The 24,890-nt window shown below is 57.6% G+C and carries 30 protein-coding genes and 1 pseudogene; 11 read left to right on the plus strand and 20 right to left on the minus strand.

The annotated features are described in order from the left end of the window. Positions 1–370 precede the first annotated feature (370 nt). Both ACA064_RS24790 and ACA064_RS24795 read left to right on the plus strand, forming a co-directional pair. The gene (locus tag ACA064_RS24790; protein WP_497674321.1) at positions 371–874 is read left to right on the plus strand and encodes an inclusion body family protein; all 504 of its coding nucleotides are present in this window, start codon (positions 371–373) and stop codon (positions 872–874) included. Between the two features lie 122 nt (positions 875–996). Continuing rightward, positions 997–1,536 carry an AidA/PixA family protein gene (locus ACA064_RS24795; protein WP_497670483.1) on the plus strand — a complete coding sequence of 180 codons (540 nt, stop codon included), beginning with the start codon at positions 997–999 and terminating at the stop codon, positions 1,534–1,536. 214 nt (positions 1,537–1,750) lie between these two features. On the opposite strand, the gene ACA064_RS24800 is transcribed toward ACA064_RS24795, so the two are convergent. Continuing rightward, on the minus strand, positions 1,751–1,894 hold the full coding sequence (locus tag ACA064_RS24800) for a hypothetical protein (RefSeq protein ID WP_497670484.1): 144 nt from the start codon (positions 1,892–1,894) through the stop codon (positions 1,751–1,753). Positions 1,895–2,070: 176 nt separating this feature from the next. Here ACA064_RS24800 and ACA064_RS24805 point away from each other — a divergent pair, with 176 nt between their 5' ends. Further along, positions 2,071–2,481, plus strand: a complete 411-nt coding sequence (locus tag ACA064_RS24805; RefSeq protein WP_497670485.1) for a low affinity iron permease family protein — start codon at positions 2,071–2,073, stop codon at positions 2,479–2,481. 52 nt (positions 2,482–2,533) lie between these two features. Here ACA064_RS24805 and ACA064_RS24810 read toward each other — a convergent pair whose 3' ends face one another. From ACA064_RS24810 to ACA064_RS24830, 5 genes are all read right to left on the minus strand, one after another. Then, complete coding sequence (locus tag ACA064_RS24810) at positions 2,534–3,442, minus strand: SDR family oxidoreductase (RefSeq protein WP_497670486.1); 909 nt, start codon at positions 3,440–3,442, stop codon at positions 2,534–2,536. Positions 3,443–3,512: 70 nt separating this feature from the next. Next, complete coding sequence (locus tag ACA064_RS24815; protein WP_497670487.1) at positions 3,513–4,016, minus strand: DUF4142 domain-containing protein; 504 nt, start codon at positions 4,014–4,016, stop codon at positions 3,513–3,515. Positions 4,017–4,076: 60 nt separating this feature from the next. After that, positions 4,077–4,244, minus strand: coding sequence for a con-10 family general stress protein (locus ACA064_RS24820; RefSeq protein ID WP_497670488.1), 168 nt, complete (start codon positions 4,242–4,244; stop codon positions 4,077–4,079). A gap of 187 nt (positions 4,245–4,431) precedes the next feature. Continuing rightward, complete coding sequence (locus ACA064_RS24825; RefSeq protein ID WP_497670489.1) at positions 4,432–5,775, minus strand: diguanylate cyclase domain-containing protein; 1,344 nt, start codon at positions 5,773–5,775, stop codon at positions 4,432–4,434. A 110-nt stretch (positions 5,776–5,885) separates the two neighbouring features. Then, positions 5,886–6,524 (minus strand): LysE family translocator, encoded by a 639-nt coding sequence (locus ACA064_RS24830; protein ID WP_497670490.1) that lies wholly within the window; start codon positions 6,522–6,524, stop codon positions 5,886–5,888. A 231-nt stretch (positions 6,525–6,755) separates the two neighbouring features. On the opposite strand from ACA064_RS24830, the gene relB reads away from it, so the two are divergent. After that, positions 6,756–6,995, plus strand: coding sequence for a type II toxin-antitoxin system RelB family antitoxin (gene relB / locus ACA064_RS24835; protein ID WP_497670491.1), 240 nt, complete (start codon positions 6,756–6,758; stop codon positions 6,993–6,995). Beyond that, positions 6,985–7,269: a type II toxin-antitoxin system RelE/ParE family toxin gene (locus ACA064_RS24840; RefSeq protein WP_497670492.1), complete on the plus strand. Its 285-nt coding sequence runs from the start codon at positions 6,985–6,987 to the stop codon at positions 7,267–7,269. Before relB ends, ACA064_RS24840 begins: the two co-directional genes overlap by 11 nt. Before the next feature lie 278 nt (positions 7,270–7,547). Here the strand turns inward: ACA064_RS24840 and ACA064_RS24845 are convergent, their stop codons facing one another. Next, positions 7,548–8,456: a LysR family transcriptional regulator gene (locus tag ACA064_RS24845; protein ID WP_497670493.1), complete on the minus strand. Its 909-nt coding sequence runs from the start codon at positions 8,454–8,456 to the stop codon at positions 7,548–7,550. A gap of 338 nt (positions 8,457–8,794) precedes the next feature. Between ACA064_RS24845 and ACA064_RS24850 the strand changes: the two are divergent. Together ACA064_RS24850 and ACA064_RS24855 are read left to right on the plus strand one after the other, a co-directional pair. Further along, a pseudogene (locus ACA064_RS24850) lies at positions 8,795–10,028 on the plus strand (8-amino-7-oxononanoate synthase family protein). Positions 10,029–10,045: 17 nt separating this feature from the next. After that, on the plus strand, positions 10,046–11,224 hold the full coding sequence (locus ACA064_RS24855; RefSeq protein WP_497670494.1) for a multidrug effflux MFS transporter: 1,179 nt from the start codon (positions 10,046–10,048) through the stop codon (positions 11,222–11,224). A gap of 24 nt (positions 11,225–11,248) precedes the next feature. Here ACA064_RS24855 and yiaY read toward each other — a convergent pair whose 3' ends face one another. Beyond that, positions 11,249–12,397 (minus strand): L-threonine dehydrogenase, encoded by a 1,149-nt coding sequence (gene yiaY, locus ACA064_RS24860; protein ID WP_497670495.1) that lies wholly within the window; start codon positions 12,395–12,397, stop codon positions 11,249–11,251. A gap of 156 nt (positions 12,398–12,553) precedes the next feature. Between yiaY and ACA064_RS24865 the strand changes: the two genes are divergently transcribed. Beyond that, a complete protein-coding gene (locus ACA064_RS24865) occupies positions 12,554–13,573 on the plus strand; it encodes a DUF4917 family protein (protein ID WP_497674322.1) in 1,020 nt (339 codons plus the stop codon). 55 nt (positions 13,574–13,628) lie between these two features. On the opposite strand, the gene ACA064_RS24870 is transcribed toward ACA064_RS24865, so the two are convergent. The 3 genes from ACA064_RS24870 to ACA064_RS24880 form a co-directional block, all read right to left on the minus strand. Further along, positions 13,629–13,973 (minus strand): YegP family protein, encoded by a 345-nt coding sequence (locus tag ACA064_RS24870; RefSeq protein WP_497670496.1) that lies wholly within the window; start codon positions 13,971–13,973, stop codon positions 13,629–13,631. 209 nt (positions 13,974–14,182) lie between these two features. Further along, positions 14,183–14,488 carry a ribbon-helix-helix domain-containing protein gene (locus ACA064_RS24875; protein WP_150807229.1) on the minus strand — a complete coding sequence of 102 codons (306 nt, stop codon included), beginning with the start codon at positions 14,486–14,488 and terminating at the stop codon, positions 14,183–14,185. Positions 14,489–14,504: 16 nt separating this feature from the next. Further along, positions 14,505–15,086, minus strand: a complete 582-nt coding sequence (locus tag ACA064_RS24880) for a DJ-1/PfpI family protein (RefSeq protein ID WP_123428182.1) — start codon at positions 15,084–15,086, stop codon at positions 14,505–14,507. 337 nt (positions 15,087–15,423) lie between these two features. Here ACA064_RS24880 and ACA064_RS24885 point away from each other — a divergent pair, with 337 nt between their 5' ends. Continuing rightward, positions 15,424–16,347, plus strand: a complete 924-nt coding sequence (locus ACA064_RS24885; protein WP_497670497.1) for a DMT family transporter — start codon at positions 15,424–15,426, stop codon at positions 16,345–16,347. A 64-nt stretch (positions 16,348–16,411) separates the two neighbouring features. Here ACA064_RS24885 and ACA064_RS24890 read toward each other — a convergent pair whose 3' ends face one another. From ACA064_RS24890 to ACA064_RS24900, 3 genes are all read right to left on the minus strand, one after another. Then, complete coding sequence (locus tag ACA064_RS24890; RefSeq protein ID WP_497670498.1) at positions 16,412–17,629, minus strand: class I SAM-dependent methyltransferase; 1,218 nt, start codon at positions 17,627–17,629, stop codon at positions 16,412–16,414. A gap of 132 nt (positions 17,630–17,761) precedes the next feature. Next, on the minus strand, positions 17,762–18,124 hold the full coding sequence (locus ACA064_RS24895) for a hypothetical protein (RefSeq protein ID WP_497670499.1): 363 nt from the start codon (positions 18,122–18,124) through the stop codon (positions 17,762–17,764). After that, positions 18,121–18,405, minus strand: a complete 285-nt coding sequence (locus tag ACA064_RS24900; RefSeq protein WP_497670500.1) for an Ogr/Delta-like zinc finger protein — start codon at positions 18,403–18,405, stop codon at positions 18,121–18,123. Before ACA064_RS24900 ends, ACA064_RS24895 begins: the two co-directional genes overlap by 4 nt. Positions 18,406–18,703: 298 nt before the next feature. Here ACA064_RS24900 and ACA064_RS24905 point away from each other — a divergent pair, with 298 nt between their 5' ends. After that, entirely contained in the window at positions 18,704–19,138 is a 435-nt protein-coding gene (locus ACA064_RS24905; RefSeq protein WP_497670501.1) for a helix-turn-helix domain-containing protein, read from the plus strand. Here ACA064_RS24905 and ACA064_RS24910 read toward each other — a convergent pair. The 6 genes from ACA064_RS24910 to ACA064_RS24935 form a co-directional block, all read right to left on the minus strand. Continuing rightward, a complete protein-coding gene (locus ACA064_RS24910) occupies positions 19,133–19,432 on the minus strand; it encodes a phage holin family protein (RefSeq protein ID WP_497670502.1) in 300 nt (99 codons plus the stop codon). The genes ACA064_RS24905 and ACA064_RS24910 overlap by 6 nt on opposite strands. A 1-nt stretch (position 19,433) precedes the next feature. Further along, positions 19,434–19,793, minus strand: a complete 360-nt coding sequence (locus ACA064_RS24915; protein ID WP_497670503.1) for a putative holin — start codon at positions 19,791–19,793, stop codon at positions 19,434–19,436. Then, the gene (locus tag ACA064_RS24920; protein WP_497670504.1) at positions 19,780–20,079 is read right to left on the minus strand and encodes a response regulator transcription factor; all 300 of its coding nucleotides are present in this window, start codon (positions 20,077–20,079) and stop codon (positions 19,780–19,782) included. The genes ACA064_RS24915 and ACA064_RS24920 overlap by 14 nt, the downstream gene beginning before the upstream one ends. A 134-nt stretch (positions 20,080–20,213) precedes the next feature. Next, positions 20,214–20,831: a TPM domain-containing protein gene (locus ACA064_RS24925; RefSeq protein ID WP_497670505.1), complete on the minus strand. Its 618-nt coding sequence runs from the start codon at positions 20,829–20,831 to the stop codon at positions 20,214–20,216. Positions 20,832–20,858: 27 nt separating this feature from the next. Beyond that, positions 20,859–21,608 (minus strand): TPM domain-containing protein, encoded by a 750-nt coding sequence (locus ACA064_RS24930; protein WP_497670506.1) that lies wholly within the window; start codon positions 21,606–21,608, stop codon positions 20,859–20,861. A gap of 73 nt (positions 21,609–21,681) precedes the next feature. Further along, positions 21,682–22,290 (minus strand): LemA family protein, encoded by a 609-nt coding sequence (locus tag ACA064_RS24935; RefSeq protein ID WP_497670507.1) that lies wholly within the window; start codon positions 22,288–22,290, stop codon positions 21,682–21,684. A 239-nt stretch (positions 22,291–22,529) separates the two neighbouring features. Here ACA064_RS24935 and bglX point away from each other — a divergent pair, with 239 nt between their 5' ends. Further along, positions 22,530–24,821 carry a beta-glucosidase BglX gene (gene bglX, locus ACA064_RS24940; protein ID WP_497670508.1) on the plus strand — a complete coding sequence of 764 codons (2,292 nt, stop codon included), beginning with the start codon at positions 22,530–22,532 and terminating at the stop codon, positions 24,819–24,821. The last annotated feature ends 69 nt before the right edge of the window (positions 24,822–24,890 follow it).

Genomic DNA, 24,890 nt, shown 5'->3' on the forward strand with positions numbered 1-24,890 from the left:
CTGAAGATGGCAATTTGCGTCGGGCTTTGCGACGCGGGTGGTAAAACGTGACATCGGGATGTTTCTTTCTGATTCACACAACTTACAAAACCGCTCTCGATCATGGTTTTTTAATTTCCAATTAGTCGGAAATCGTACCATTCGTCGAGCTTACAGCCGTCTGTTTTGACAGCCTCGATTTGCGACCTATAGTCCTACCGCGGCCTGTTGGAAGGAACCCGGACCGTCGTATTCAAGGCAGGAGCCAGGCCAGCTCGTACCCTGTAATCGCTGGGTTCCATTAGTAGTGTGAAGTTACAACAGCCGCAATGGAGTTTGTGCTGTCGCGTCTGGTTGATGCCAGGCGATCACTATGAAAAGGAGCTTTATGATGTCCAGAGTCACGGATGTGTTGGTCTCTATCGATACAGAAACCATTCTGAAAAACTACCCGAACATCAGCAAGAACCCCGCTTCGCCGACGCTTATCGACGTCAACCATGTGTACATGGTCACCAACCAGAACAACGTGGTCAGTGGCCAGGCCGGTGGCGAACTCAATTTGAAGGCCCAGGTCGGCGACCTGATTCGCTGGCGCGAAACCAGCCTGTCGCAGAGCTTTGAAACCGCGGTTATTTTCTACAAGTTCATCGGTAACCAGGGCAATGAACTGATCTCGACACCCACGCCGCGCAAGGCTACCGCCTGCGTCGCGGTCCCCAACACCAGCAATCCGTCCGTCCCCAGCTGCCAGAAAGTCGATAACCATTACTGGTCTTCGGAAACCCTGTCCTGCGGCAGCGTGACGTACCACTTCCACTTCCTGATCGTGGATCGCGACTGCCAGGTCGTCGGCTGCTGCTCGTGGGATCCGTTCATTACTATCCGTAACTGACGTTGACGGCCCCTTGGCGACAAGGGGCTTTCCGATCTCGTTGCCGCCCCGTCTGGAACTGGATGTCTTGCGTGAGCCGGAGCGGTTGTCGCAACTCGCCAACATCATGAAAGGAATCCGTGATGTCCACAGACAAGCTGGTCTCCCCTTCAGATAGCGCTGAACCCAGCAACCATGTGTTGCTTATTGTCGACGCTGAAACCTTGCTGTCACGTTACCCGCAACCCAGCCTTGAACCGGATAACCCGACGTTGATTGAAGACGGATTCATCTTCGTCGCGGGGGGTACTCACACCAAAACAACCGTTAAAAATGACAGTATAATTACACTCAACAGTATCAACGGAAATACCTTCCGCATCCGTGGCCGTACCGTAGGTCTTCAGGCTGAACACAGCGTGGTGCTTTACGAGATTACGCTGGGCGATGCCGGCGTGCTTTCGCCCCCACAGCTGATCGTCCACAGCGGCCTGACCTTGCCAGCGCCCAACCCCGAGAATCCAACCCAACCGGTCAGCCACAACGCTGATGACCACTACTGGCAATGCAAACAATTGGCCGCTGGTGTGGAGAAGTGCGAGTTGAGTTTTATGGTGGTTAACACTAGGTGCGAGGTGGTGGGTTACTTCAGTTGGGGGGTTGAGGTGAAGCTGGCGAGTTGAAGGCTTTTTTAAATAACCGGCTCCTGCCGGTTTTCTATATTGTACGTGTGACCGTGACTTCTTGTAGGAGACTCGCCGGCGTATGCCAGATCGCAAAGATCGCAGCCTGCGGCAGCTCCTACAGGGGTTTTGCGTACACCTGCCACATATTGCGGGTGAAACATAGTCGGCGTAGGAGCTGCCGCAGGCTGCGATCTTTTGGGACATCCTCCACCTATTTATCGTCACCCGACTCCTGCATCTGCACCGAGGATTTGGTGCCGTCGGTGTTGTCTTTGGTTTCGTTGTCCGAGTTGTCGAAGCAGCCTTGCAGGGCAAACAGGCAGCAGGTGAGGCAGAGGGCGCGGGCGATGTTCATGAGGGTGCTCCGGTGTAGGGGACTTTGAGTTGTGACCCGGTTTGGAAGCAAATGGTTGCGACTTTTAGTCCGCTTGGCGACAAGCGTCAGTTTGATTGAATGTCGCGTTGTAAAAAGAAATTCCGCGTAGCCGTCGCTGTCTGAAAATCAGGCGCATCCCAATAAGGAACACGGCTATGAAGTTCGCAAAAATCTCACAGAAACTGGCCCTGTGGGCGGGCAGCCCAAAGACTTTTCTGGGCGCAATCACCTTGATTTTCCTCTGGGGACTGAGTGGCCCGATTTTCCATTTCAATGACACCTGGCAACTGATCATCAACACCTCGACCACGATCATTACCTTCCTGATGGTGTTCCTGATTCAGAACACGCAAAACCGCGATACCGATATCCTGCACCTGAAGGTCGATGAATTGCTGCGGGTCACCGAGGATGCGCAGAACGCAATGCTGGGCCTGGAAGGGCTGGACCTCAAGCAATTGGAGGCGCTCAGGAAGCAGTACCGGAAAATGGGTGAAGACGAAGCGAAATCGCTGGACGGCACTGCCCCTAATGAAAAGCCAAAACAGGATTGGAATCAGTGCTGAGCAGCGGCCTGCGGGTGGCTTTCGGCGACTCGCAGGCCTCTGTCACAGTTGCTCAAGGTAGCGGATTGCCACCGGTCACACCGAAGACTTCGCCGGTGATGTAGCTGGACTCCTGCGAGGCCAGAAGCACATACAACGGCGCACATTCGGCCGGCTGGCCGGGGCGTTTCATCGGGGTGTGGCCACCAAAGGTCGGGATTTTTTCCCGGGGCTGGCCACCGCTGGGTTGCAGCACGGTCCAGATCGGACCCGGGGCGACCGCGTTGACCCGAATCCCCTTCTCGATCACTTGCTTGGCCAGGGCCTTGGTGAAGGCGACGATCGCCGCTTTAGTGGTGGCATAGTCGAGCAAGGTGGCCGAGGGGTCATAAGACTGGATCGACGCGGTGTTGATCACTGTCGCCCCCGGCGGCATCAGCGGTAGTGCGGCTTTGCAGATCCAGAACATCGCATAGATATTGGTTTTCAGCGTGGCATCGAACTGTTCGGTGGTGATCTCGGCGATGGCTTTTTGCGCGACCTGTTTACCGGCAACGTTGACCAGGATGTCGAGACCACCGAGTTTTTCATTCGCCGTGCTGACCAGTTTTTTGCAGAACGCTTCGTCGCGGATGTCACCGGGAATCGCAACCGCTTTGCGCCCCTCGGCTTCGATCAATTCGATGACCTGCCGCGCATCCCGCTCCTCCACCTGCAGGTAGTTGATCGCCACATCGGCCCCTTCGCGGGCAAAGGCGATAGCGGCGGCACGACCGATGCCCGAGTCGCCACCGGTAATGAGCGCCTTGCGCCCGGCGAGTCGACCGAAGCCCTGGTAGCTGTGCTCACCGTGATCGGGTTGCGGAATCATGTCTTGATCGATGCCGGGCGCAGACTGCGGCTGATCGGGAAATTCGGGTTGCGGGTATTGGGTCAGCGGGTTCTGCATCGCATATTGATTGGGTTCTCGGCGAGTCGACATGGTGCGTCTCCTTGAGAGGGCCAGTTGGCGCGGGGATGAGCCCGGCCAACATGCGAAATCTGATCAAGCCTTATCGGCTGGCTTGCAACTCCCTGGCTCTTTGCAAATGGTATTCGAGCTTGGGCAGGGTTTCTTCGGCGAAGGATTTTATTTCAGGCACCTGAGTAGTCTGAGCTTCCTGTTGCAACTGCTGGATGGCCTCTTCGGTGGATTTCACCTGACTGGCGGCATAGGCCTCATCGAACGCCTCGCCTTCCTGGACATCGGGCATCAGGGTCTTGGCCTTGTTCACCACTTCTTCTCTGCCGGCAATCGGCAGCTCGAGTTTTTTGGCAATTTTCGCCAGATGCTGGTTGGCCGTGGTGCGGTCGTTGATCACCTGGATCGTGTAGTCCTTGACATCTTTGGAGGAGGTTTTCTGATGGGCCAGGCGGCTGGCTTCGATGTCGGCGATGCCTTTGGCAGAGGCTTCGTTGATGAATTCGGCAGGCGTTTGGGCAAAGGCACTGCTGGCGCCAAGTCCCAGCAGCACGGCGAAACTGGCGGTGCGGAATCGGCTGGTTATCCGGCTCATTGATTGTGCCTCCTTAAAAAATTCAAGCGGGAGCTTGCGCCCCCGCCTCTCGATCACTGGTTAGCTGCGGCCACTTCCTGGGGGGGTTTGACCACCTTTGCGACCGGCTTCGCCTTTTTCTTTATCGACGTTGGAGGTTGTGGTTTTCCCGCCTTTACGGCCGGCTTCAGAAGCCTTGTTACGGTCGTTGGCGGTGCTTCCCATGTTCGGGGTTTTTGAGGTAGGCATGATTCTCTTCCTCTTATGATTGATTGCAGCGAGCAGGGCCCGCATAGAATCTGAATTTTTACGGCCACAAAGGTTTAGAAAAGTTGCGTCTGCCGCGACGAACGGTGCCTATAAAACGCCAAAGCCCGATCAGTGACCGGGCTTTGGCGTTGAATGGGACAGGTACAGGGACTGCCTGACGATTGAATCAGGCGAGTATTCGCTGAGCTCGCTTGACCTCATACATCGCCTCATCGGCATGTTTGAACAGCTGTTCTTCTTGACTGCCGTGCTCGGGGTAGAGCGCGATGCCAATGCTCGCCTGGACACTCAGGCTGTGGCCATCCAGTCGCAGTGGCTGGTTGAGTACGTGGCGAATTTTAGCGTCGACGATGCTGGCATCCTGCGCCTCTTGAATGCTGTCGAGCAGGACCACGAACTCATCGCCGCCGATGCGCGCCACCGTATCGGTTTCGCGCACACAGCCCTTGAGCCGATTGGCGATGGCTTGCAGCAGCAGGTCGCCAACCCCGTGCCCATAGGTGTCGTTGACCTGCTTGAACTTGTCGAGGTCGACGTACAGCAGCGCCATGCGTCCAGGCTCTTTTCTGGCCCGCGCCAGCGAATCGTTCACCCGCTCGTGAAGCAACACCCGGTTAGGCAGATGGGTCAATTGATCGTACTGCGCCATGTACTGCAGCCGGGCTAGCAGCTGTTTGCGCTCGATGGCCGCCGCAACCTGCGCGCACACGTATTGCAGCAATTCTTTGTCCTGCTCGGTGTAACGCTCGCCACCGGGCGTGCTTTTTACGATCAGCGCACCGATGGTGCCCTTCTGAGAGTTCAGCGGCACCCCCAGCCAGCAAGGGGAGTCCTGCCCCCTGATCAGTTCCAGGAACTCGGGCAGCGGACCGTAGTCATCAGGGGTCATCAGGATCGGCTGGCCACTGCGAATCACCTCGGCGCACAGGCTGCCGGTCGCCGTACCCGCGGTGCCAGGACATTGCTCATGGTCGTCGACATGGTAGGGAAAGCTGATCTGCCCGCATTGTTCGTCGTACAGCGCCACGGAGAAATTCAGCGCCGGCAGCCATTCGCCGATGATCCGGTGGATATGCTCGAACAGCGCCAGTAAATCCTCGGCGGCATGGGCGGCTTCAGAAATTGCATAGAGCGCCGCCTGCTTGGACTCGGCCAGTTTGCGCTCGGTGATGTCCCGGGCCACGGCGATGCGCAGTTGATCGACCTCCGACCAGCGCGCCGACCACATGATGTGCGCCACTTGCCCGTCTTTGCGCAGATAGCGGTTCTCAAAGTTCGGCTTGGGTTGACCGTCCATGATTTCCCGGGCTGCCATCAAGGTTCGCTCGCGATCGGCAGGATGCACCAGATTGATCATCGGCTGGCCGATCAGCTCCTCCGGTGTGTAGCCGAAGATACGTTCGCAAGCGGCACTGACAAACACGAAGCGGCCCTCTGCATCAACCGCGCACACGGCATCCAATAACAGGTCGATGTAGCTCGCCAGCGGCGCGGAGGTCTTGCTTGCCATCAGGAATCGATACTGCCCTTAAAATTGAAGCACTGAGTATCAATCCCTCGATCCGATCAACGGTGATTGCCGATGAGCTAATTTTTGCCGCCGCATCCCTGCAGTCAGCCTCAAGTCTTGTTCGCTAACAACCCCGGCACAGCATGCAGCAGGGCATTGATGGCAAAGCCGATGAACATCACCCCGCAAATCCGGGTGATCGCCAGCTCATGCCGTTGGTAGACCCTGCGCACCCGCCGTGCGCCGACCACTGCGATGAGAATAGCGTATGCAACGATCCCGCCAACGAAACTCAGGAAGATCAGCCAGGGCAGCATCGACCAGCTCAATAACTCGGCACGGCTGGAGAGCAACGCGGTGAAGGTCGCCACGGCCACCGGATAAGCTTTGGGGTTGGTCAGGCCGAACATGATGCCGTGCCAGAACGGTTGCCGCGCCGGACCCTGAGGTGTTTCGGAGCTGCTGCGACGGGCGCGAATCGCCCGTGCGCCGAGCCAGAAGAGGTAGAGCCCGCTGAGCACACCCAGCACATCAAACGCCGTGCTGCCGATCTCCCGCGCGCCGACGATGGCGATCAGCGCGGTGCTGCACCAGACCACATCGCCCAGCAAATGCCCACAGAGAAAACCTGCCCCGGCACGTCGCCCGCGGGCCGCACCGATACTAAACACCGCCAGCACCCCAGGGCCGGGGGTGATGCCATAGATAAAGCCGGAAGCCAGTACGGCCAGGAGCAGCGAGGGTGTCATCAAAGATTCTCAGCAAGCGCCATGCCCAATCGGTGGGCGAACGGCCCGGATTCTAGCGCAAGCCAGGCGGGTTGCGGGATACCGTCCGGCAAGCGCGGGTGAGAAACGAGGATTTTCATCTCGACATCATCCGGGTCGAGGACACACGACACTTGAGACGAATGGGACTGGCGCCAAGCCCCCTATGACGATGTAGTATGTTGTATTACACATAACTACACCGAGACCATCATGTCCGTCATGTCTTTGCGTTTACCTGACGAAATGGCCGATACCCTAGCCAATCTGGCAAAAGCGACCGGTCGCAGTAAATCTTTTCTCGCCGTTGATGCCTTGCGTGAATACCTGGCGCGCGAAGCTTGGCAAATCAACGAGATACAGCAAGCTCTGAAAGAAGCCGATGCTGGTGACTTCGCCAGTCCCGAAGAAGTGAAAGCGATAGCTGACAAGTGGGGTGGCAATGCGCGTTGAGTGGCTGCGTACCGCACTTAAAAATCTCGATGACGAAGCTGCTTACATCGCACTGGAAAACCCGACTGCCGCCGCAGAATTCGTCCAGGCCATCTTTGCCAGCGTAGAACACCTTGCTCAACTTCCTGCCATTGGCCGCGAAGGTCGCTTGGCAGGCACACGAGAGTGGGTACTGCCGGATCGTCCCTACTTGATTCCTTATCGTGTCCGCCATGGACACTTGCAGATCCTGCGTGTTTTCCACACTCGCCGGCTCCCGCCAAGTGCTGGGTAAACGCGGTAAGCCGAGTTCCCTTCAACCCCGCCCTACTACTTTTTCAATCTGCCCATTCAACCAGCTCAACACCTGATCGCCGCCGCGGCGCTTGTGCCAGGCGAGGACGAAGCTAACGCTGTGGGAGTGCAGCTGTCTTTTGATATGCCGTCAAAATAAAAATCATCAAGACAGTTGCTCCCACAGTGGACCGAGTCAGGCGCCATTTTTCTACCCGCCGCAAATCTAATGTAGGAGCGAGCTTGCTCGCGATGAGGCCAGAACAGTCAGCGAAGCTATCAAACCGACCCGCGTAAAGCTTCAAACAACAACTGACTCACTGGCGACAACGCCGCCTCATCGCGCACCACCAGTATCAGCGTGCGTTCCGACCAGTCATCACTCAGCGGCACTGCGTGCAGGCCCAGCGCCCGGCCAAACAGTTCATAGGCGCGCTGCGGCAGAATGCCGATGCCCATATTGGCCTGGACCATGCGACACATGGCGTCGAATCCCGGCACATGAATCCGCAGGCGCAGCACCTTGCCCGCCTTGCGCGCCGCTGCATGGGTGCGCATGTTGATCGAACTGGCGGCGTGCAGGCCGACGTAATCGAAGTCCAGCGTGTCGGCAAACGCCAGCTCATGCTCAATGGCCAACGGATGATCCGGACGCATCAGCACCACCAGCTTATCCTGCCGGTAAGGCACGCTGTGCAGACCTTTTGTATCGCTGTCACTGGAACAGATACCGAGGTCGGCCACGCCATCCAGCACTCCCTGAATCACCCCATTGCTGGGACGTTCTTCAAGGTCGGTCTTGACTTGCGGATGGCGTTCGGAGAAGTCCCGCAGGTCTTCGGGCAAGAACTGAATGATCGCCGAAAGGTTGGCCAACATCCGCACATAGCCGCGCACGCCGTGGCTGTGCTCACCGAGTTCGAGGCCCATTTTCTCGACGTTGAACAGCATCTGCCGCGCATGATGCAACAGGGTTTCGCCAGCGGCTGTCAGGGCCATGCCCTTGGCCTGGCGCACGAACAAGCTGATGCCCAGCGCCTCTTCAAGCTCCATCAGACGCTTGCTCGCCGCCGACACCGCAATCGCCTCACGGGCGGCAGCGCGAGTCAGCGTGCCCTCCTCGTGAACGGCAACGAACAACTGCAGCGTGAGCAGATCCAGGCGACGTATCAGGCTTTTGTGCAGCATCAAAGGCTCGGCGATATCGGCTTAGTCGAAGACCGCAGGATAACGCCAATTCAGCGAGCCGTTGACTGTTGATTGATCCCGCGATTCCAGAACCGATTGCGGTCTGCGCGAAGCGGGGATTTTCAGCAGTTGATCGGCGGTATTCGAATGAAGCTCCCAGTAAATCTATCGTTCATAGACAACAGCAATGCCCTACAGATAAGTCTCCATCAACTCTCATCTGCGCAGGAAACTGCTGATTCAAACCAGGTAGTCATGCTCTGTAAAGTCTCGCAACTACAAACAAGCTGAAACAAAAAGCAATGGATCGCCCCTTTAACACCAAGGACTGATGCTTAATGAGCCATGCAACGCACTCCACCCACACCTTCTCAAACTATAAGAAAGTTATCTCGTTAGCTGATCAGGATTGGGAGACCGCCGAATCAGGCAGAGTCTCTGGCTTGAACGTCGAAGTCAAAAGTGCAAATCATCTGCTCGATCAATTTGGGCGAACACTTCATCACTTCTGTACCACATCTTATCTGGGTCTGGACTATCACCCAGAAATCCTCAATGGCGCGATAGAAGCCTTACAGGAGGCCGGCACACTGCGTATTGCCAATTCAAAGAATCGCTGCAAATTGGCAATACTGGATCAATACGAAACTGAGCTTTCAGAACTTTTTGGTGCCAGTTGCCTCAGCACATTGTCGTGCAGTGCTGCTAGTGCCGGCATCTTGCCTTTACTGGCCAGCGGAGTGTTCACTAAAAACAAACCTCCAGTCATGGTATTCGACAAACTGTCGCACTACTCAATGAATCACCTCAAGGCCTCTTGCGCCGACGAAACTGAAGTTTTCACATCGCCTCACAATGACATGGATTTTCTTGAGGACATGTGCAAAAAAGCCAAAAAATTGCCTATGTCGCCGACGGGGTTTACAGCATGGGCGGCGTCGCCAACCTCGATAGCCTGCTCTATCTGAAAGCTCGCTACGGGCTTTTTCTCTACATGGACGACTCCCACGCACTCTCCGCCGTAGGAACGCTCGGCGCGGGATACATTCGGCCAAGAATCCCGGTACTGGACGATGACATCGTGATCGTTGCCTCTTTGGCAAAGTCTTTTGCAGCCAGTGGCGGGGTAGTGATGTTCGGTAGCGAGAGACAGAAAAGCTCGTCCATCGCTATGGCGGCCCCAGCAACTGGTCGCAAAGCCTGAATACCGCAGCCATTGGTGCAGGCAGAGCGTCAATCCGCTTCCACCGGACGCTTGAATTTTCAGCGTTACAAGAAAAATTACAGGCTAATATCCAGCTCTTTGACCGGCTCATCCGAACAGAACAAAGCGCGAGCTGCATGGCGATACGTTTGGTCACTTGCGGCGAGGCGGCAATTGCCAACAATGTCGCGACAGCACTGGCCGATAGGGGATTTTTCACGTCGGCGGTGTTCTTTCCCGTGGTCCCCCAAGGTAAGGCTGCAATCAGAATCACCTTGCGAGCGGACATGACACCCAATCTGATCAAGACATTTTGTGAACTCATAACCAGTTTGCTACGCGAGCACGGCCTGGATATCCGCCACTAAACAACCCAAGGCAATCAATGAAGAGCAGAACCACCTTACTCATCACCTGCTGCACAGTTTTCATGGCTCAGCTGGGAATGAGTATTTATTTGCCGGCGCTGCCTGAGATTGCCCGCGACCTGTCCGCCAGCGCCTCGCAAGTCTCATGGGGGCTGGCGGCGTATTTGATCGGCATGGCGCTGCCCATGCTGTTTTGGGGCAGTCTTGGCGAGCGTATCGGGCGCAAGCCGGTGTTGCTGGCGGCTCTGGGGATCTATGCACTGGGCAATATCGCCCTGCCTGTCGGTACGACGATCGAGTCGTTCCTTGCCCTGCGTTTGCTTCAGGGCATTGGCGCCAGCGGCATTTCAGTCATGGCCCGGGTGCTGATACGCGACAGTTTCAGCGGCAATCTGTTGGCCAAGGCACTGTCCTGGCTATCGATATCCTTCGTGATCGCGCTGGGTATCGGCCAATACCTCGGCTCGTTATTGCAAGTGGCGTTCGGCTGGCAGGCCATCTTCCATGTGCTGGGCGGTACGAGTCTGCTGATGGCTTGGGTGGTATGGCGAATGAGCTTTCCTGCGCTGCCTGAGCGTGCGCATCAGCAATCCAGTTGGCGAAACTACTGGTGCATTCTGCGCCATCGGATTTTTCTGCTGCCGGCGCTCGCCGGTGGTCTCGGGTACGGAGTGATCATCGCCTTTAACACTGGAGCACCGCTGATTCTGCAAGGATCGTTCAACTGGTCAGCCATTGAATACGGGCTGTTGGGATGGCCGATCAGCGCTGCCTATTTTCTCGGTGCACTGGTGGTCAATAAGTTCGTATTGCGCACCGGTCAACGGCGCTTGCTGAGCTGGGGAGTGGCGCTGGTAGTGGCCGGTAGCACGACCATGCTGTTCGGCAGTTTGCTCGGTAGCACCGCCGCGCTGTTCTGGCTGCCTTACTGTTTCGCCGTGTTCGGCCAATCGCTGATCTACCCCATCAGCCTGGCCGTGGCCAACGATGGCTCGCCGATCAGTGGTGCCTATGCCATGGCCCTGAGCGGTTTTATCCACCAACTCATGGCCTCCGTAATCGGTGGGCTTGCCAGCCTGCTGGTGAGCCAACAGGCCTGGCCATTGGCGCTGTTGTGCACCTTGCTGGCTGTAGGCGCAATGCTCTGCGTGTGGTTCATAGCCTGCCAGCAGCCCAACGAAAAAAGCGGCGTATGACACGCCGCTGTTACTGCTTAACCGCTAAAACGCGCCACGGAATATCTCTTCGATCTGCCGTTGATCCGCTGCGCGCGGGTTGGTCAGCCCACAGGCGTCTTTCAGAGCGTTGGCCGCCAGGATCGGAATGTCTTGCAACTTGGCTCCCAAGTCGCGCAGCCCGGCCGGAATCTCAACGTCCCCGGACAGGCAGCGGATCGCCAAGAGGGCCGTCTGGGCGCCCTCTTCCGCGCTCAGACCGCGGACGTCGGCACCCAATGCCCGGGCGACGTCGGTCAGGCGTTCAGCGCAGACGCTGGCGTTGAAGCTTTGCACGTGGGGCAGCAGTATGGCGTTGCATACACCATGGGGCAGGTCATAGAAACCACCCAACTGGTGAGCCATGGCATGCACAAATCCCAGGGATGCATTGTTGAACGCCATCCCGGCGAGGAACTGCGCGTAGGCCATATTCTCCCGTGCAGCCAAGTCACTGCCGTCGCGAACCGCCAGGCGCAAATTGGCGCTGATCAGCTCGATGGCTTTCAGCGCACAGGCGTCGGTGATCGGGGTGGCGGCGGTGGACACATAGGCCTCAATGGCGTGGGTCAGTGCGTCCATACCCGTGGCGGCAGTCAGGCTTTTGGGCATGCCGACCATCAGTGCCGGGTCGTTGACCGACATCAGCGGCGTGACGTTGCGATCGACGATGGCCATTTTCACGTGGCGTGACTCATCCGTAATGATGCAGAACCGGGTCATTTCGCTGGCAGTACCGGCGGTGGTGTTGATGGCGATCAGCGGCAATTGCGGCTTGCTCGATTGGTCGACGCCTTCGTAGTCGCGGATCTGCCCGCCGTTGGTGGCGCACAGGGCGATGCCCTTGGCGCAGTCATGGGGCGAACCGCCGCCCAGCGACACCACGAAATCACATTTACTTTCCTTGAGCAGCCCCAGACCGTTCTCGACGTTAGCCATGCTCGGGTTCGGCTTGGCGCCATCGAAAATCACCGAGTCGATATCCTGAATCGCCAGCTTCTCGGCGATCATCTTCGCGATGCCGGCCTTGGCCAGTCCTGCGTCGGTGACGATCAACGCCTTGCGAAAGCCGTGTTTGCTAATAGCCTGTATGGCTTCGTCGAGGCAACCGATGCCCATGATGTTCACCGCGGGAATGAAAAACGTGCTGCTCATGGCTAATCCTCTTGTTGTGGCTGAACCGACAATACCGATCCAGCGGGTGCCTGCAGGATCGACCCATAAGTGCAGGCATATCTTGATCTGGCTCAATTCCATGTCGTGATAAAGTCTGCGCCCTGCACACCTTCAGTTTTGAGACGACAAACCGTGATTATGGATTTCCAGGAATTTGATGCCGAACTTGAAGACTGGAACGCCGTGCGCGCAACCACCTCGTTCACCGGTCTGCTGGTGGGTAACGGCGCCAGCCGCGTGGTGTGGGACGACTTCGGTTATGACTCGCTGTTCGAGAACGCCCGCACCGTCGAAGAAAAACCCCTGAGCCAGTCCGAGCTGAGCGTCTTCGAAGCCATGGGCACGCGGATTTTCGAACAGGTGCTGAGCGCATTGAAGACCACCAGCCGGGTCAACAAGGCCCTGGCCGTCAGTTCGGCCGCGCCGCGCAATCGCTACTACGCGATCAAGGAAGCGCTGATCAACACCGTGCATGGGGTGCATATCCCCTGGCGTCTGATGCAGGCGTCGAGCCTGGCGAAGATCAATCAAGAGCTGGGCAGCTACCCGACGGTGTTCACCACCAACTACGACCTGCTCAATTACTGGGCGATCATGCAAGACCCGCAGGCCATTACCGACCTGTTCAATGGTGCCGATTCAAACTTCGACTTGAGCAATACCCGGACGGACAAGGCGCGCGTGCTCTACCTGCACGGCGGCCTGCACCTGGTGAGAAATTCCGACGGCAGCGCACGCAAGCTGACCTCCACTGAAGGCACACTGCTTGGCAGTTTCGCCATCAACAACACCATCAAGACCCTGGACGATGTGCCGTTGTTCATCAGCGAAGGCACCAGCCAGGACAAGCTCAAGATCATCCGCAGTTCGGACTATCTGTCCTTCTGCTACGAACAACTGCTGAGCCACAACGGTGCCTTGTGCATCTTCGGCCACAGCCTCGGCGAGCAAGACGGCCATATCGTCCACGCCTTGCGCCAGGCGCAACTCAAGACCATCGCCTTCTCGATCTACCCGCGCAGCAAGGCGTTTATCCAGCACCAGAAACGCCATTACACGAAGCTGTTCGAAGGGTTGGATGTGACGTTGCGGTTTTTTGATTCGAAGAGCCATGGATTGGGGAGTCCACAGCTGTCGGTGCCGGTCGAGCGTTAGGAGCACAGGGAGGAAAATCAAAAGATCGCAGGCTGCGATCTTTTGATTTTTACGATCACAGAACCGGCAAGGTCTTGTCCTTGATCACGGCACTCGGACCGTTGGACTTGACGCTGGCAATGCTTTTTTGCAGCGCTGCATCGGAGGAATAAGTTTCACTGCTGCCGATGATTTGGTGGTTGGCAGCCTTGAGGTTGAAGTACGGATGGCCATCCTTGGTGGTTTTTTTCTCGTAGCGCTCGTCCAGCGGACTATTGGCCTGGACCGACGCGATGCCGCTCTCGGCAGCACTGCGGGTGGAGTACAACTCGCTGCTGAGAATAGTTTCGGCGTTGGCCGCCTTGAGAACAAAGCGGAACTGACCATTACTGCTTTTGCTCAACTCATACCATCCAGACATGCTCTAACTCCTGTCGATTGATAAGGCTTGCTGCGCCATCAGAGTAAAGACCTTGTCCGGCGTTTAGCCAATATCACTCACGGATTTCCAGGAGAGTTTTGTCTGTTATATCCAATCGCGAGCAAGCTCGCTCCCACAGGTGATCGCATACACCTGTGGGAGCGAGCTTGCTCGCGATGGGGCCAGCAAGGCCAACCCAAAAATCAGTCCTACTTCACCGCCGACCGCACCACACTCAACTCCGGCGCTGCCACTCGTCGCTGAGTCAGATAACGGGTGCAACTGACCCGCAGAAACGAGGCGAAATTCACCACTTCACCGCGATAGTCCATGACCTCTTCATACAACTTGGCGATCAGTTGATTGGTGGTCATGCCGTCGACTTCGGCGATCTCGCTGAGGATGTCCCAGAACTGATTTTCCAGGCGCAAGGTGGTGACCACCCCGCAAATGCGCAGCGAGCGGGAGCGTGACTCGTAGAGAATCGGATCGGCTTTGACGTAGAGCTCGCACATCGGATGAGCCTCTTTCTTACAAGGTGATCTTGGTACCGAGCAAACCGAGGAAACCCGCCAGCCAGCTTGGATGCGCCGGCCAGGCCGGAGCCGTGGCCAGATTGCCCTGAACATGGCCTTCGGTCACCGGAATATCGATGAACGTACCGCCAGCCAGGCGAACTTCCGGGGCGCAGGCCGGGTAGGCGCTGCACTCGCGACCTTCAAGAATACCCGCCGCCGCCAGCAATTGCGCACCATGGCAGACCGCGGCAATCGGTTTGCCAGCTTTGTCGAAGGCCTGCACCAGTTGCAGGACTTTCTCGTTCAACCGCAGGTATTCCGGGGCACGACCACCGGGCACCAGCAGCGCGTCATAATCCGCGGCATCGACCTTGGCGAAGTCGAAATTCAGGGCAAACAGGTGCCCCGGCTTTTCGCTGTAGGTCTGATCGCCTTCGAAATCGTGGATCGCAGTGCGGACGGTCTGCCCGGCGGTTTTATCCGGGCAGACCGCATGCACGGTGTGACCGACCATCAGCAGCGCCTGGAATGGCACCATCACTTCGTAGTCTTCGACGTAATCGCCGACCAGCATCAGAATTTTTTTAGCGGCCATGGGGATGACTCCTCTGGGAAATGCGTGGGCATGCAAGAGTATTCAAGGTAGTCCTTATCCGCAGGGGTGGGTAATAACCAGCTACTACGGTATCCCCTGTGTAGGAGCTGTCGAGCGCAGCGAGGCTGCGATCTTTTGATCTTCCAGGTTATTTGGATATTGGGATGGTGGCGCGGCTGGAAGAAAGATCGCAGCCTCGCTGCGCCCGACAGCTCCTACGCGTTGGGGGATTACCCCAACTGTACGGATAACTCTGCGCCTAGCTGTAACAGAGCAGCGCCTGCGGTTTATGGCTAGATGAAGACACCTAACATCACCCTCGACTCTGGTTGCCATCATGTCTTCCCGCGAAAACACCGGCATGGCCTTGGGCCTGCTTGGCGTCGTCATCTTCAGCCTGACCCTGCCGTTCACACGGATCGTCGTGCAGGAAATCCACCCGCTGCTCAACGGCCTCGGTCGCGCGCTGTTTGCGGCGATTCCGGCGGCGCTGTTGTTGCTCTGGCGCCGGGAGAAATGGCCGACCTGGAAACAGATCAAAGGCCTGAGCCTGGTGATCGCCGGGGTGATTCTGGGGTTCCCGGTGCTGTCGGCCTGGGCCATGCAGACCTTGCCGGCGTCCCATGGTGCGCTGGTCAATGGCTTGCAGCCGCTGTGCGTGGCGCTGTATGCCGCGTGGTTGTCCCATGAGCGACCGTCGAAAGCCTTCTGGGCCTGTGCGGCGCTGGGCAGTGCACTGGTATTGAGTTACGCCTTGATTAGCGGCGCCGGCAGTATTCAGGCCGGTGATTTGTTGATGCTCGGGGCGATTGCCATCGGTGGCCTGGGTTATGCCGAAGGTGGCCGGCTGGCCAGGGAGATGGGAGGCTGGCAGGTGATCTGTTGGGCGCTGGTGCTGTCGACGCCACTGCTGATCGGACCCGTAACCTACCTGGCGCTGCAGCACCAGGGGGCAATTTCCAGCAAGACCTGGTGGGCGTTCGGTTATGTCTCGCTGTTCTCGCAGTTCATCGGTTTTTTTGCCTGGTACGCCGGGCTGGCCATGGGTGGCATCGCCCGGGTCAGTCAGATCCAGCTGCTGCAGATCTTCTTCACCATCGCCTTTTCCGCACTGTTCTTCGGCGAGCACATCGAGCCGATCACCTGGCTATTCGCCTTTGGTGTGATCGTCACCGTGATGCTCGGGCGCAAGACCAGCGTGCACCCGGCTAAAGATCAAAAGATCGCAGCCTGCGGCAGCTCCTACACCCGAACCCCATAGGCGCTGCGAAGTCATGTCGAACGCAAATCCGTAGGAGCTGCCGCAGGCTGCGATCTTTTCAGGCTTAACTCAAATATCCGTCGGCCCGCAGCAGGGTTTCCAGGCAATGCTCGCTGATGTTGTAGAAAGCCTTGAGCTCCTGAATCTTCACCAGCAGCTGAGCCGGATCGACCGGCTCGGCGCGTTTCACCGCCAGAATCATCTTGTTCTTGTTGGTGTGCTCCAGGGAGATGAACTCGAAGACTTTGGTCTCGTACCCGCAGGCTTCGAGAAACAGCGCACGCAGGCTGTCAGTGATCATTTCCGCCTGCTGCCCCAGGTGCAGGCCGTATTGCAGCATCGGCTTGAGCAGCGCCGGGCTCTGGATTTGCAGGCGGATCTGCTTATGGCAGCACGGTGAACACATGATGATCGAGGCGCCGGAACGAATACCGGTGTGAATCGCATAATCGGTGGCGATATCGCAGGCATGCAGCGCAATCATTACGTCCAGCTCGCTCGGGGCCACACTGCGCACATCACCACATTTGAATACCAGTCCCGGATGGTCCAGCTTTGCCGCCGCGGCGTTACACAGGTCGACCATGTCTTCGCGTAACTCGACGCCGGTCACTTCGGCTTCGGTTTTCAAGGTATTGCGCAGGTAGTCATGGATCGCGAAGGTCAGGTAACCCTTGCCCGAACCGAAGTCCGCGACCTGAACCGGCTTGTCCAGCGCCAGAGGCGAAGAGGTCAGCGCATGGCTGAAGACTTCGATGAACTTGTTGATCTGCTTCCACTTGCGCGACATCGCCGGGATCAGCTCATGCTGCTTGTTCGTCACACCGAGGTCGGCGAGAAAGGGCCGGCTCAGGTCGAGGAAGCGGTTCTTCTCACGGTTATGTTCGGCGGACGGTACTTCACGCAATTGCTGGGGTTTGCTTTTGAATAGCGAACTCTTGCCCTTTTTGCTGTATTCGAGCTGGGCTTCGTCGGTCAGCGACAGTAAATGCGCATTCTTGAACGACGCCGGCAACAGCGCCGCAATCGTCGCTACGCCTTCGCTAATTGGCAGATTCTTGGTGATGTCGCGAGTTTTGTAGCGGTAGACGAAGGACAGGCAGGGCTGATCCTTCACCGTTAGCTGCTTGATAATCAGCCGCTGCAAGTCCGCCTCGGCACCGACATACTTGGCCAGCACCAGTTTGATGAAGGCGTTCTGCTCGAGGCTCGATTGCAGCAGGTCGATGAACTGCGCGTGATGATCCGGCGCGAGGCTGGCGGGAGTTGCGGTGACAGACATGTAAAAAACGCCTCGGGCGGTGCGGATCGGGGAATGACGGGTATTTTAGGGGGGATGGAGGTTGAGGGCACGGGGTTATTTTCCGACGGGCCCGGATTGCGGGCTCCGAGCCCTGAATACGCCGGCCTGTTCTCAGGGATCAACCAGTCGCAATCGACGACTCGCCGGGGAATTGATGATGTGCTTGACGATCAGCCCCACCGGCACCGCCCAGGTGAGACCGCTGAAGGGGTCCGTGACCACGGCGACGGTTTCGGAGCTTGCGGCAATGTCCAGGCGTCGGCGATCGTTGATGGATTTCAGCGTTCCATAGGCATGGCTGACCAGTTTTTCCGCCAGATGCATCGGTACATTCAATCCCTGCAAGTGCTTCACGGCACGGCAAAAAAGTAATTGGTCGTCGTGGGGGTAATCGCTTTCATGTCGAGTCAGAAACGCTTGAGCCGTGACCAGGAGTTCGCCATTCAGCTCCATGCTCTCATCAATGCCACTCATGCTGACGACTCCATTTCTTGCTCCTCCGGCGCCTTGTTCACCTCAACAGGCCGCGCGGCACGACGCAGATCGGGCCCGGCGCTCGGCAATCTGACGGCGGGGTTGGGCATGCCGCTTGGGGAAAGCTCATGGGTCATCTCGAACTCTGCCCGAACTGACCAACCGCATGCTTCTGACGTACATTGCAAGTACGCCACTCGTAAAAAGATATGTCTGCCTTCGCTGGTTCGAATGCGCATCCGATTCAAGCAGTGCGGGCAAACCATTTTGTAGGTACTCATGCTTGACTCCGGGATGTTAGTTGGTGGCAATCAACTTGATCAAACGCAATACTATTTAAGGTATTGACAGACCCAGCACGGCCCAGTGGATGACCCTCAGCAGATAAAACCAAGTGAACCTGACTGGCGCGTAGTCGGCATGCGCAAAGGCTGCGGGAAATTTCCCTGATATTATTAGGAAGTTTCAAAATTAAGTTCGTCTGATTCATAGTTAATGGTTGGTTACATACCTGAACAAGTACTCATTACGCATAAATTAGGCACTCAAAACGAATAAGTCAAAAGGCAGAGGCTCAAATTGCGTAGCAAGAAATCACAAGCTGTTCTGACTCGCTTAAAACTGATCACCGGAACAAGCACCGATGCAGCTTTGTCTTCAGCGTTGCAGATCAGCCCTCAGACCCTAAGTAGCTGGAAAGGACGCGACAGCACACCTTACGCAATATGCATAGATATCGCCCAAGACCGCGGCATTTCCCTTGACTGGTTGTTACTAGGCGAAGGGCCGATACTGCGCAATGTGGCAATCGACGCCACAGACATCACTCAGGAAGGCGCCACGCGGGAACATACAATTCTCGCTTTGTGGCGGCTGCTCGATGAAGATGATCGCTGCGCGATACAAAGTGCGTTGGAAGAGAAGAGGCGTCTGCGGGATCTGGAACTAAAACTAGCAGAAGTAACCTCAGCCCTGTCGACACTCCAATACGCGATCGACTCGCAACAGTCATAGTGGCTCGACACGCTCTGGTTTCACGGTGCGCCACAGCACGACGAGATTGCCGCCAGAGCGAATGATCAGGCCGCACAGCAAAACACTGATAAGTGCTTGCCACAGACTCACCGGGTGGCGTGTCAGCAATACATCCATGCCGGCAAAGCAAAATACGACGCCACACAGGCTGGTCAGCAGGCCATCACGCCAGCAATGGCGTTTTTCGTTGCGTTGGTAACACGCCAGCCTGAAAGCGCTGAGCAGATAAGAAATGGCTGTTGTAAGCGTAAGAATAAACATCATGCCGCCCATTTCACCTTCCCCCTTTCAGATGCCGAATAATTTCTTCGAGATTGGCGCCGTCGATCCACTGCATCGCCTTGATGCTGATGGGAATGACCATCAACGCACACAGGAATGCCGCGACGCCGCTGGTCAGGAAGGGGGCGAGTGGCAACGTCACCGGTGTGAACAGGTAGCCGACCCCCGCTGACAACAACAATGATCCTATGCGTTGCCAAGCCTTGAAGTTCTTCCGCGTCGTGGTCACCAGCCAGGCTCCGAGGGTTGCACCAAACAGTGCGCCACCATCGATCGGCGGCAGTGTCGTTGCAACACCCAGCCCCAGCAGCAGCCCGCTGATGCTGTTGTAGGTCGAATCAGTCAGGCTCATGGGCATCTCGATGCTTGACCATGGAAATAATCCCGAACTCAATGGCCTTGAGCACTGCCGCGCTGCGTGAGCCGACCGAGAATTTTCGACGGATATTGGAGAAGTGAAAGTTGACCGTGGCTTCTGTGCAATTCTGAATCCGCGCGATTTCCCAAGAGGTTTTCCCCTGGGAACTCCACAACAGAACTTGCGTTTCTTTGGTTGTCAGCACGACCGGGGTGTCTGTATCCCCCCTATGACGCTGCCCACTACGGACGACGGACTCGTCCGGTTGACGGTATGACATGATTTGAACTCCCTCTACTGGCCGAACGCCTGTGTGCAGCGCGTTCATCAATGCAAAGAGATGTTGGAGACACGCCTCGACCCCGGCAATGCGCCGGGGTTGTAACGACTAGAGGGACAAAACGGCGGGGATAACTAACCAAGAACTACCAGGCGATTCGGCAGTTCATTGCGCACGTGCGTGACCGGGACATGCTGGCTGAGCAGCTCACCGCAGGCCTCGATACAGGTGATGAAGCCTTGCAGCGTCTGGCCTTGCTTCACGTGTTCGGTGAATGTCTTGACGATAGCTTCCCATACGCGGTTGTCCAGACGCTTGGAGATACCCTCGTCCACCAGAATTTCGACATAACGTTCCGCCTCGGAAACGAAGATCAGCATGCCGGTGCTGCCGACGGTGTGGTGCAGGTTCTGTTCGAGAAACTGCCGCCGCGCCAGGTTCGAGGCGCGCCAATGCCGAACCGAGCGCGGGATCAGGTGGGTGGTGATCTTCGGGATCCTGAACAGCAGGCACAGGACGATAAAGCTGACCCACTGCACCAGCAGCAAGCTATGCATGCTCATCCAGCCGGACAGGTAGTGCACGACGCCCGGTACGATCAGCGCCAGCAGGCTGGCCCAGAGCAGCGGGATGTAGGCATAGTCGTCGGCCCGGGCAGCGAGGACGGTGACCAGTTCGGCATCGGTGTGTTGCTCGACCCGCGCAATCGCTTCGGCAACCTTGCGCTGTTCGTGTTCACTCAGTAATGCCATGTTTTTACATACTCATTCATTATTTAGTTACCAGCCGCCCGACGATCCGCCGCCGCCAAAGCTACCACCACCGCCACTGAAGCCGCCGCCCCCGGAACCGCCACCAAAGCCACCGCCGCCGAAACCGCCCGAGCCTCCCCGACCGCCGCCACTGGGTAGAATGCCGAGCATCTGGCAGACGAAAATCGTCACGATAAACAGCAACACCAGGAACACGAACACGCCTGGGTGGCTTTCGACGAAGTCGCTGTCGCGCCCGCCTCCCGATCCTGCCAGGTTGGCAGGCTCATCCAGCGGGTTACCGCCCAGCACCACCAGCATCGCGGCAACCCCGTCGCTGATGCCCTTGCTGAAGTTGCCGGTTTTGAAGGCGGGGGTGATGACCTGATTGATGATCACTGAGCTTTGCGCATCGGTCAGGCGGTCTTCCAGGCCATAACCGACTTCGATGCGCAGCTTGCGCTCATCGCGAGCGACGATCAGCAACGCGCCGTTGTTCTGGTCTTTCTGGCCAATCCCCCAGTGCCGTCCCAACTGGTAACCGAAGTCTTCGATGCTGGCGCCTTGCAGGTCCGGCACGGTCACCACCACCAGCTGTTCGCCGGTGGCCTGTTCGTGGGCCATGAGCTGTTGCGTCACTTGCTCGCGCACCGATGGCTCGATCATCTGGGCGTTATCCACCACCCTTCCGGTCAGCGCCGGAAACTTCAACTCGGCCTGGGCCGTGACTGCAAACACCCAGAGCAACAGCACCAGGCCAACTTTCAACACGCGCATTGGAACCTCATCCGTGGTGACACTTCGCCTGATCTACCGCCGGGCACCGTTGTACAGGGGTGCCCGGCGCAGCTCAGAACTTCACTTCCGGCGCTTTATCGGCATCTGCGCTGGTCGCCTCGAAGTTCTCGCGGATCGGCAGATCGCTGTACAGCACGGTGTGCCACAGGCGACCGGGGAAGGTGCGAATCTCGGTGTTGTACTTCTGCACCGCGAGGATAAAGTCACGACGAGCCACGCTGATGCGGTTCTCGGTGCCTTCGAGTTGCGATTGCAGGGCCAGGAAGTTCTGGTTGGCCTTGAGGTCCGGGTAGCGTTCGGAAACCACCATCAAACGACTGAGGGCGCCGGTCAGCTGATCCTGAGCCTGCTGGAACTGCCTGAGCTTTTCCGGGTTGTCGAGGGTGCTGGCATCGACCTGGATAGAAGTCGCCTTGGCCCGGGCTTCGATTACTGCGGTCAGGGTCTCCTGCTCATGCTGGGCATAGCCCTTGACCGTCTCCACCAGGTTGGGAATCAGGTCGGCTCGGCGCTGATACTGGTTCTGCACTTGCGACCAGGCCGCCTTGGCCTGTTCGTCGAGGGTCGGAATGGTATTGATGCCGCAGCCGGTGAGGAATGTGCTCAGCAGCATCAACACCGCGATTTGCCAGCCCGAGCGATAGCGCTGTTGTACCTGCATATTGGTGACGCTCCCTTGTGCAACCCTATGGAATGGAACCTGCGACCCTTAAATCGAGCGCTTGGGGCATAATCTGCCCCCGCCACTGGATTGCATCGAGCCAATCAGCTAAAAGATGCCCTGCGCGAAAAAGAGTTCAGAAGTGTGCTGCATTTATCCGAACAACAATAGTCGCTCCCTAATTTATGGCTAACCGGCGCGTTTCAACAGTATCGGTTTAGCCTGCGAGAAAATTATTCATGAAGAAGTTGTGTTTGCTGGGCCTTGTTATCGGCCTGGCCAGTCACCCTGTCATGGCCGACACCAAGCCGGCACCTATTCAGAACAAAGATGCTTTCGTCGCCAACCTGATGAAGCAGATGACCCTCGATGAAAAGATTGGCCAGTTGCGCCTGATCAGCATCGGGCCGGAAATGCCCCGCGAGATGATCCGCAAGGAAATCGCCGCCGGGCGCATCGGCGGCACCTTCAATTCGATTATCCGCCCGGAAAACCGGCCGATGCAGGACGCGGCCATGCGCAGCCGGCTGAAGATCCCGATGTTCTTCGCCTATGACGTGATTCACGGCCACCGGACGATTTTCCCCATCAGCCTGGCCCTGGCCTCGAGCTGGGACATGGACGCAATCGCCCTGAGCGGGCGCATCGCCGCCAAGGAAGCCAGTGCCGACAGCCTAGACATCACCTTCGCGCCGATGGTCGACATTTCCCGCGATCCTCGTTGGGGCCGCACCTCCGAAGGCTTCGGCGAAGACACCTATCTGGTCTCGCGGATTGCCAAAGTGATGGTCAAGGCCTACCAGGGCGAGACCCCGAGCGCGCCGGACAGCATTATGTCCAGCGTCAAGCACTTTGCCTTGTACGGCGCGATCGAAGGCGGTCGCGACTACAACACTGTGGACATGAGCCCGGTCAAGATGTACCAGGACTACCTGCCGCCCTACCGCGCCGCCATCGATGCGGGCGCCGGCGGGGTCATGGTTGCCCTGAATTCGATCAACGGCGTGCCGGCCACCGCCAACATGTGGCTGATGCAGGACCTGCTGCGCAAGGACTGGGGCTTCAAAGGCCTGGCAGTCAGCGACCACGGGGCGATTTTCGAGCTGATCAAACACGGCGTCGCCAAGGACGGCCGCGAGGCCGCCAAGCTGGCGATCAAGGCCGGCATCGACATGAGCATGAACGACACCCTCTATGGCCAGGAATTGCCGGGGCTGTTGAAGTCCGGGGAGATTGCCCAGAGCGATATCGATAACGCCGTGCGTGAAGTGCTGGGCGCCAAATACGACATGGGCCTGTTCAAGGACCCGTACCTGCGTATCGGCAAAGCCGAGGACGATCCGGCCGATACCTATGCCGAAAGCCGCATGCACCGCGCAGAAGCTCGCGACGTCGCGCGCCGCAGCCTGGTGTTGTTGAAAAACCAGGGTGAAACCCTGCCGCTGAAGAAAACCGCGAAAATCGCCCTGGTCGGCCCGCTGGCGAAAGCGCCGATCGACATGATGGGCAGTTGGGCCGCCGCTGGCAGACCGGATCAGTCGGTGACCCTGTTCGACGGCATGACTCGCGCACTGGGCAATCAGTCGACGCTGATCTACGCCCGTGGTTCCAACATCACTGCCGACCAGAAAATCGTCGGTTACCTGAACTTCCTCAACTTCGATGCCCCGGAAGTGGTGGACGACCCGCGCCCGGCAGCGGAGCTGATCGAAGAAGCGGTCAAGGCCGCGCAGCAGGCCGATGTGGTTGTGGCAGCGGTCGGAGAATCGCGCGGCATGTCCCATGAATCCTCGAGCCGTACCGACCTGAACATTCCCGCCAGCCAGCGTGAGCTGATCAAGGCCCTCAAAGCCACCGGCAAACCGTTGGTGCTGGTGTTGATGAACGGCCGTCCGCTGTCGATTCTCGAAGAGCAGCAACAGGCGGACGCGATCCTCGAAACCTGGTTCGCCGGCACCGAAGGCGGCAATGCGATTGCCGATGTGCTGTTCGGCGACTACAACCCGTCTGGCAAACTGCCCATCACTTTCCCGCGCTCGGTGGGGCAGATTCCGACTTACTACAACCACCTGACCATCGGCCGGCCGTTCACCCCGGGCAAGCCAGGCAACTACACTTCACAGTACTTCGACGACACCACCGGTCCCCTGTACCCGTTCGGCTTCGGCTTGAGCTACACCGACTTCAGCTTGTCGAACATGGCGCTGTCGGCCACCACCTTGAACAAGACCGGCAAGCTCGACGCCAGGGTGACGGTTAAAAACACTGGCAAGCGCGATGGCGAAACCGTGGTGCAGCTGTATATCCAGGATGTCACCGGCTCGATGATCCGCCCGATCAAGGAGTTGAAGAACTTCCAGAAAATCATGCTCAAGGCCGGCGAAGAGAAAGTCGTGCACTTCAGCATCGAAGAGAAGGACCTGAAGTTCTACAACACCCAGCTGAAATTCGCTGCCGAGCCCGGCAAGTTCAACGTGCAGATCGGCCTGGATTCCCAGGACGTAATCCAGCAGAGTTTCGAGTTGTTGTAAGACCGCAAAAGCGAAAAGATCGCAGCCTATCGGCAGCTCCTACACCGACCGCGTACATCCGCGAATCCC

Source organism: Pseudomonas sp. LBUM1658, from assembly GCF_059716055.1.

Excerpts from the sequence above, each read along its gene's own strand:
- ACA064_RS24790 (WP_497674321.1), top strand. The coding sequence starts at position 371 with ATGTCCAGAGTCACGGATGTGTTGGTCTCTATCGATACAGAAACCATT.
- ACA064_RS24795 (WP_497670483.1), top strand. The coding sequence starts at position 997 with ATGTCCACAGACAAGCTGGTCTCCCCTTCAGATAGCGCTGAACCCAGC.
- ACA064_RS24800 (WP_497670484.1), bottom strand. The coding sequence starts at position 1,894 with ATGAACATCGCCCGCGCCCTCTGCCTCACCTGCTGCCTGTTTGCCCTG.
- ACA064_RS24805 (WP_497670485.1), top strand. The coding sequence starts at position 2,071 with ATGAAGTTCGCAAAAATCTCACAGAAACTGGCCCTGTGGGCGGGCAGC.
- ACA064_RS24810 (WP_497670486.1), bottom strand. The coding sequence starts at position 3,442 with ATGTCGACTCGCCGAGAACCCAATCAATATGCGATGCAGAACCCGCTG.
- ACA064_RS24815 (WP_497670487.1), bottom strand. The coding sequence starts at position 4,016 with ATGAGCCGGATAACCAGCCGATTCCGCACCGCCAGTTTCGCCGTGCTG.
- ACA064_RS24820 (WP_497670488.1), bottom strand. The coding sequence starts at position 4,244 with ATGCCTACCTCAAAAACCCCGAACATGGGAAGCACCGCCAACGACCGT.
- ACA064_RS24825 (WP_497670489.1), bottom strand. The coding sequence starts at position 5,775 with ATGGCAAGCAAGACCTCCGCGCCGCTGGCGAGCTACATCGACCTGTTA.
- ACA064_RS24830 (WP_497670490.1), bottom strand. The coding sequence starts at position 6,524 with ATGACACCCTCGCTGCTCCTGGCCGTACTGGCTTCCGGCTTTATCTAT.
- relB (WP_497670491.1), top strand. The coding sequence starts at position 6,756 with ATGTCCGTCATGTCTTTGCGTTTACCTGACGAAATGGCCGATACCCTA.
- ACA064_RS24840 (WP_497670492.1), top strand. The coding sequence starts at position 6,985 with ATGCGCGTTGAGTGGCTGCGTACCGCACTTAAAAATCTCGATGACGAA.
- ACA064_RS24845 (WP_497670493.1), bottom strand. The coding sequence starts at position 8,456 with ATGCTGCACAAAAGCCTGATACGTCGCCTGGATCTGCTCACGCTGCAG.
- ACA064_RS24855 (WP_497670494.1), top strand. The coding sequence starts at position 10,046 with ATGAAGAGCAGAACCACCTTACTCATCACCTGCTGCACAGTTTTCATG.
- yiaY (WP_497670495.1), bottom strand. The coding sequence starts at position 12,397 with ATGAGCAGCACGTTTTTCATTCCCGCGGTGAACATCATGGGCATCGGT.
- ACA064_RS24870 (WP_497670496.1), bottom strand. The coding sequence starts at position 13,973 with ATGTCTGGATGGTATGAGTTGAGCAAAAGCAGTAATGGTCAGTTCCGC.
- ACA064_RS24875 (WP_150807229.1), bottom strand. The coding sequence starts at position 14,488 with ATGTGCGAGCTCTACGTCAAAGCCGATCCGATTCTCTACGAGTCACGC.
- ACA064_RS24880 (WP_123428182.1), bottom strand. The coding sequence starts at position 15,086 with ATGGCCGCTAAAAAAATTCTGATGCTGGTCGGCGATTACGTCGAAGAC.
- ACA064_RS24885 (WP_497670497.1), top strand. The coding sequence starts at position 15,424 with ATGTCTTCCCGCGAAAACACCGGCATGGCCTTGGGCCTGCTTGGCGTC.
- ACA064_RS24890 (WP_497670498.1), bottom strand. The coding sequence starts at position 17,629 with ATGTCTGTCACCGCAACTCCCGCCAGCCTCGCGCCGGATCATCACGCG.
- ACA064_RS24895 (WP_497670499.1), bottom strand. The coding sequence starts at position 18,124 with ATGAGTGGCATTGATGAGAGCATGGAGCTGAATGGCGAACTCCTGGTC.
- ACA064_RS24900 (WP_497670500.1), bottom strand. The coding sequence starts at position 18,405 with ATGAGTACCTACAAAATGGTTTGCCCGCACTGCTTGAATCGGATGCGC.
- ACA064_RS24910 (WP_497670502.1), bottom strand. The coding sequence starts at position 19,432 with ATGGGCGGCATGATGTTTATTCTTACGCTTACAACAGCCATTTCTTAT.
- ACA064_RS24915 (WP_497670503.1), bottom strand. The coding sequence starts at position 19,793 with ATGAGCCTGACTGATTCGACCTACAACAGCATCAGCGGGCTGCTGCTG.
- ACA064_RS24920 (WP_497670504.1), bottom strand. The coding sequence starts at position 20,079 with ATGTCATACCGTCAACCGGACGAGTCCGTCGTCCGTAGTGGGCAGCGT.
- ACA064_RS24925 (WP_497670505.1), bottom strand. The coding sequence starts at position 20,831 with ATGGCATTACTGAGTGAACACGAACAGCGCAAGGTTGCCGAAGCGATT.
- ACA064_RS24930 (WP_497670506.1), bottom strand. The coding sequence starts at position 21,608 with ATGCGCGTGTTGAAAGTTGGCCTGGTGCTGTTGCTCTGGGTGTTTGCA.
- ACA064_RS24935 (WP_497670507.1), bottom strand. The coding sequence starts at position 22,290 with ATGCAGGTACAACAGCGCTATCGCTCGGGCTGGCAAATCGCGGTGTTG.
- bglX (WP_497670508.1), top strand. The coding sequence starts at position 22,530 with ATGAAGAAGTTGTGTTTGCTGGGCCTTGTTATCGGCCTGGCCAGTCAC.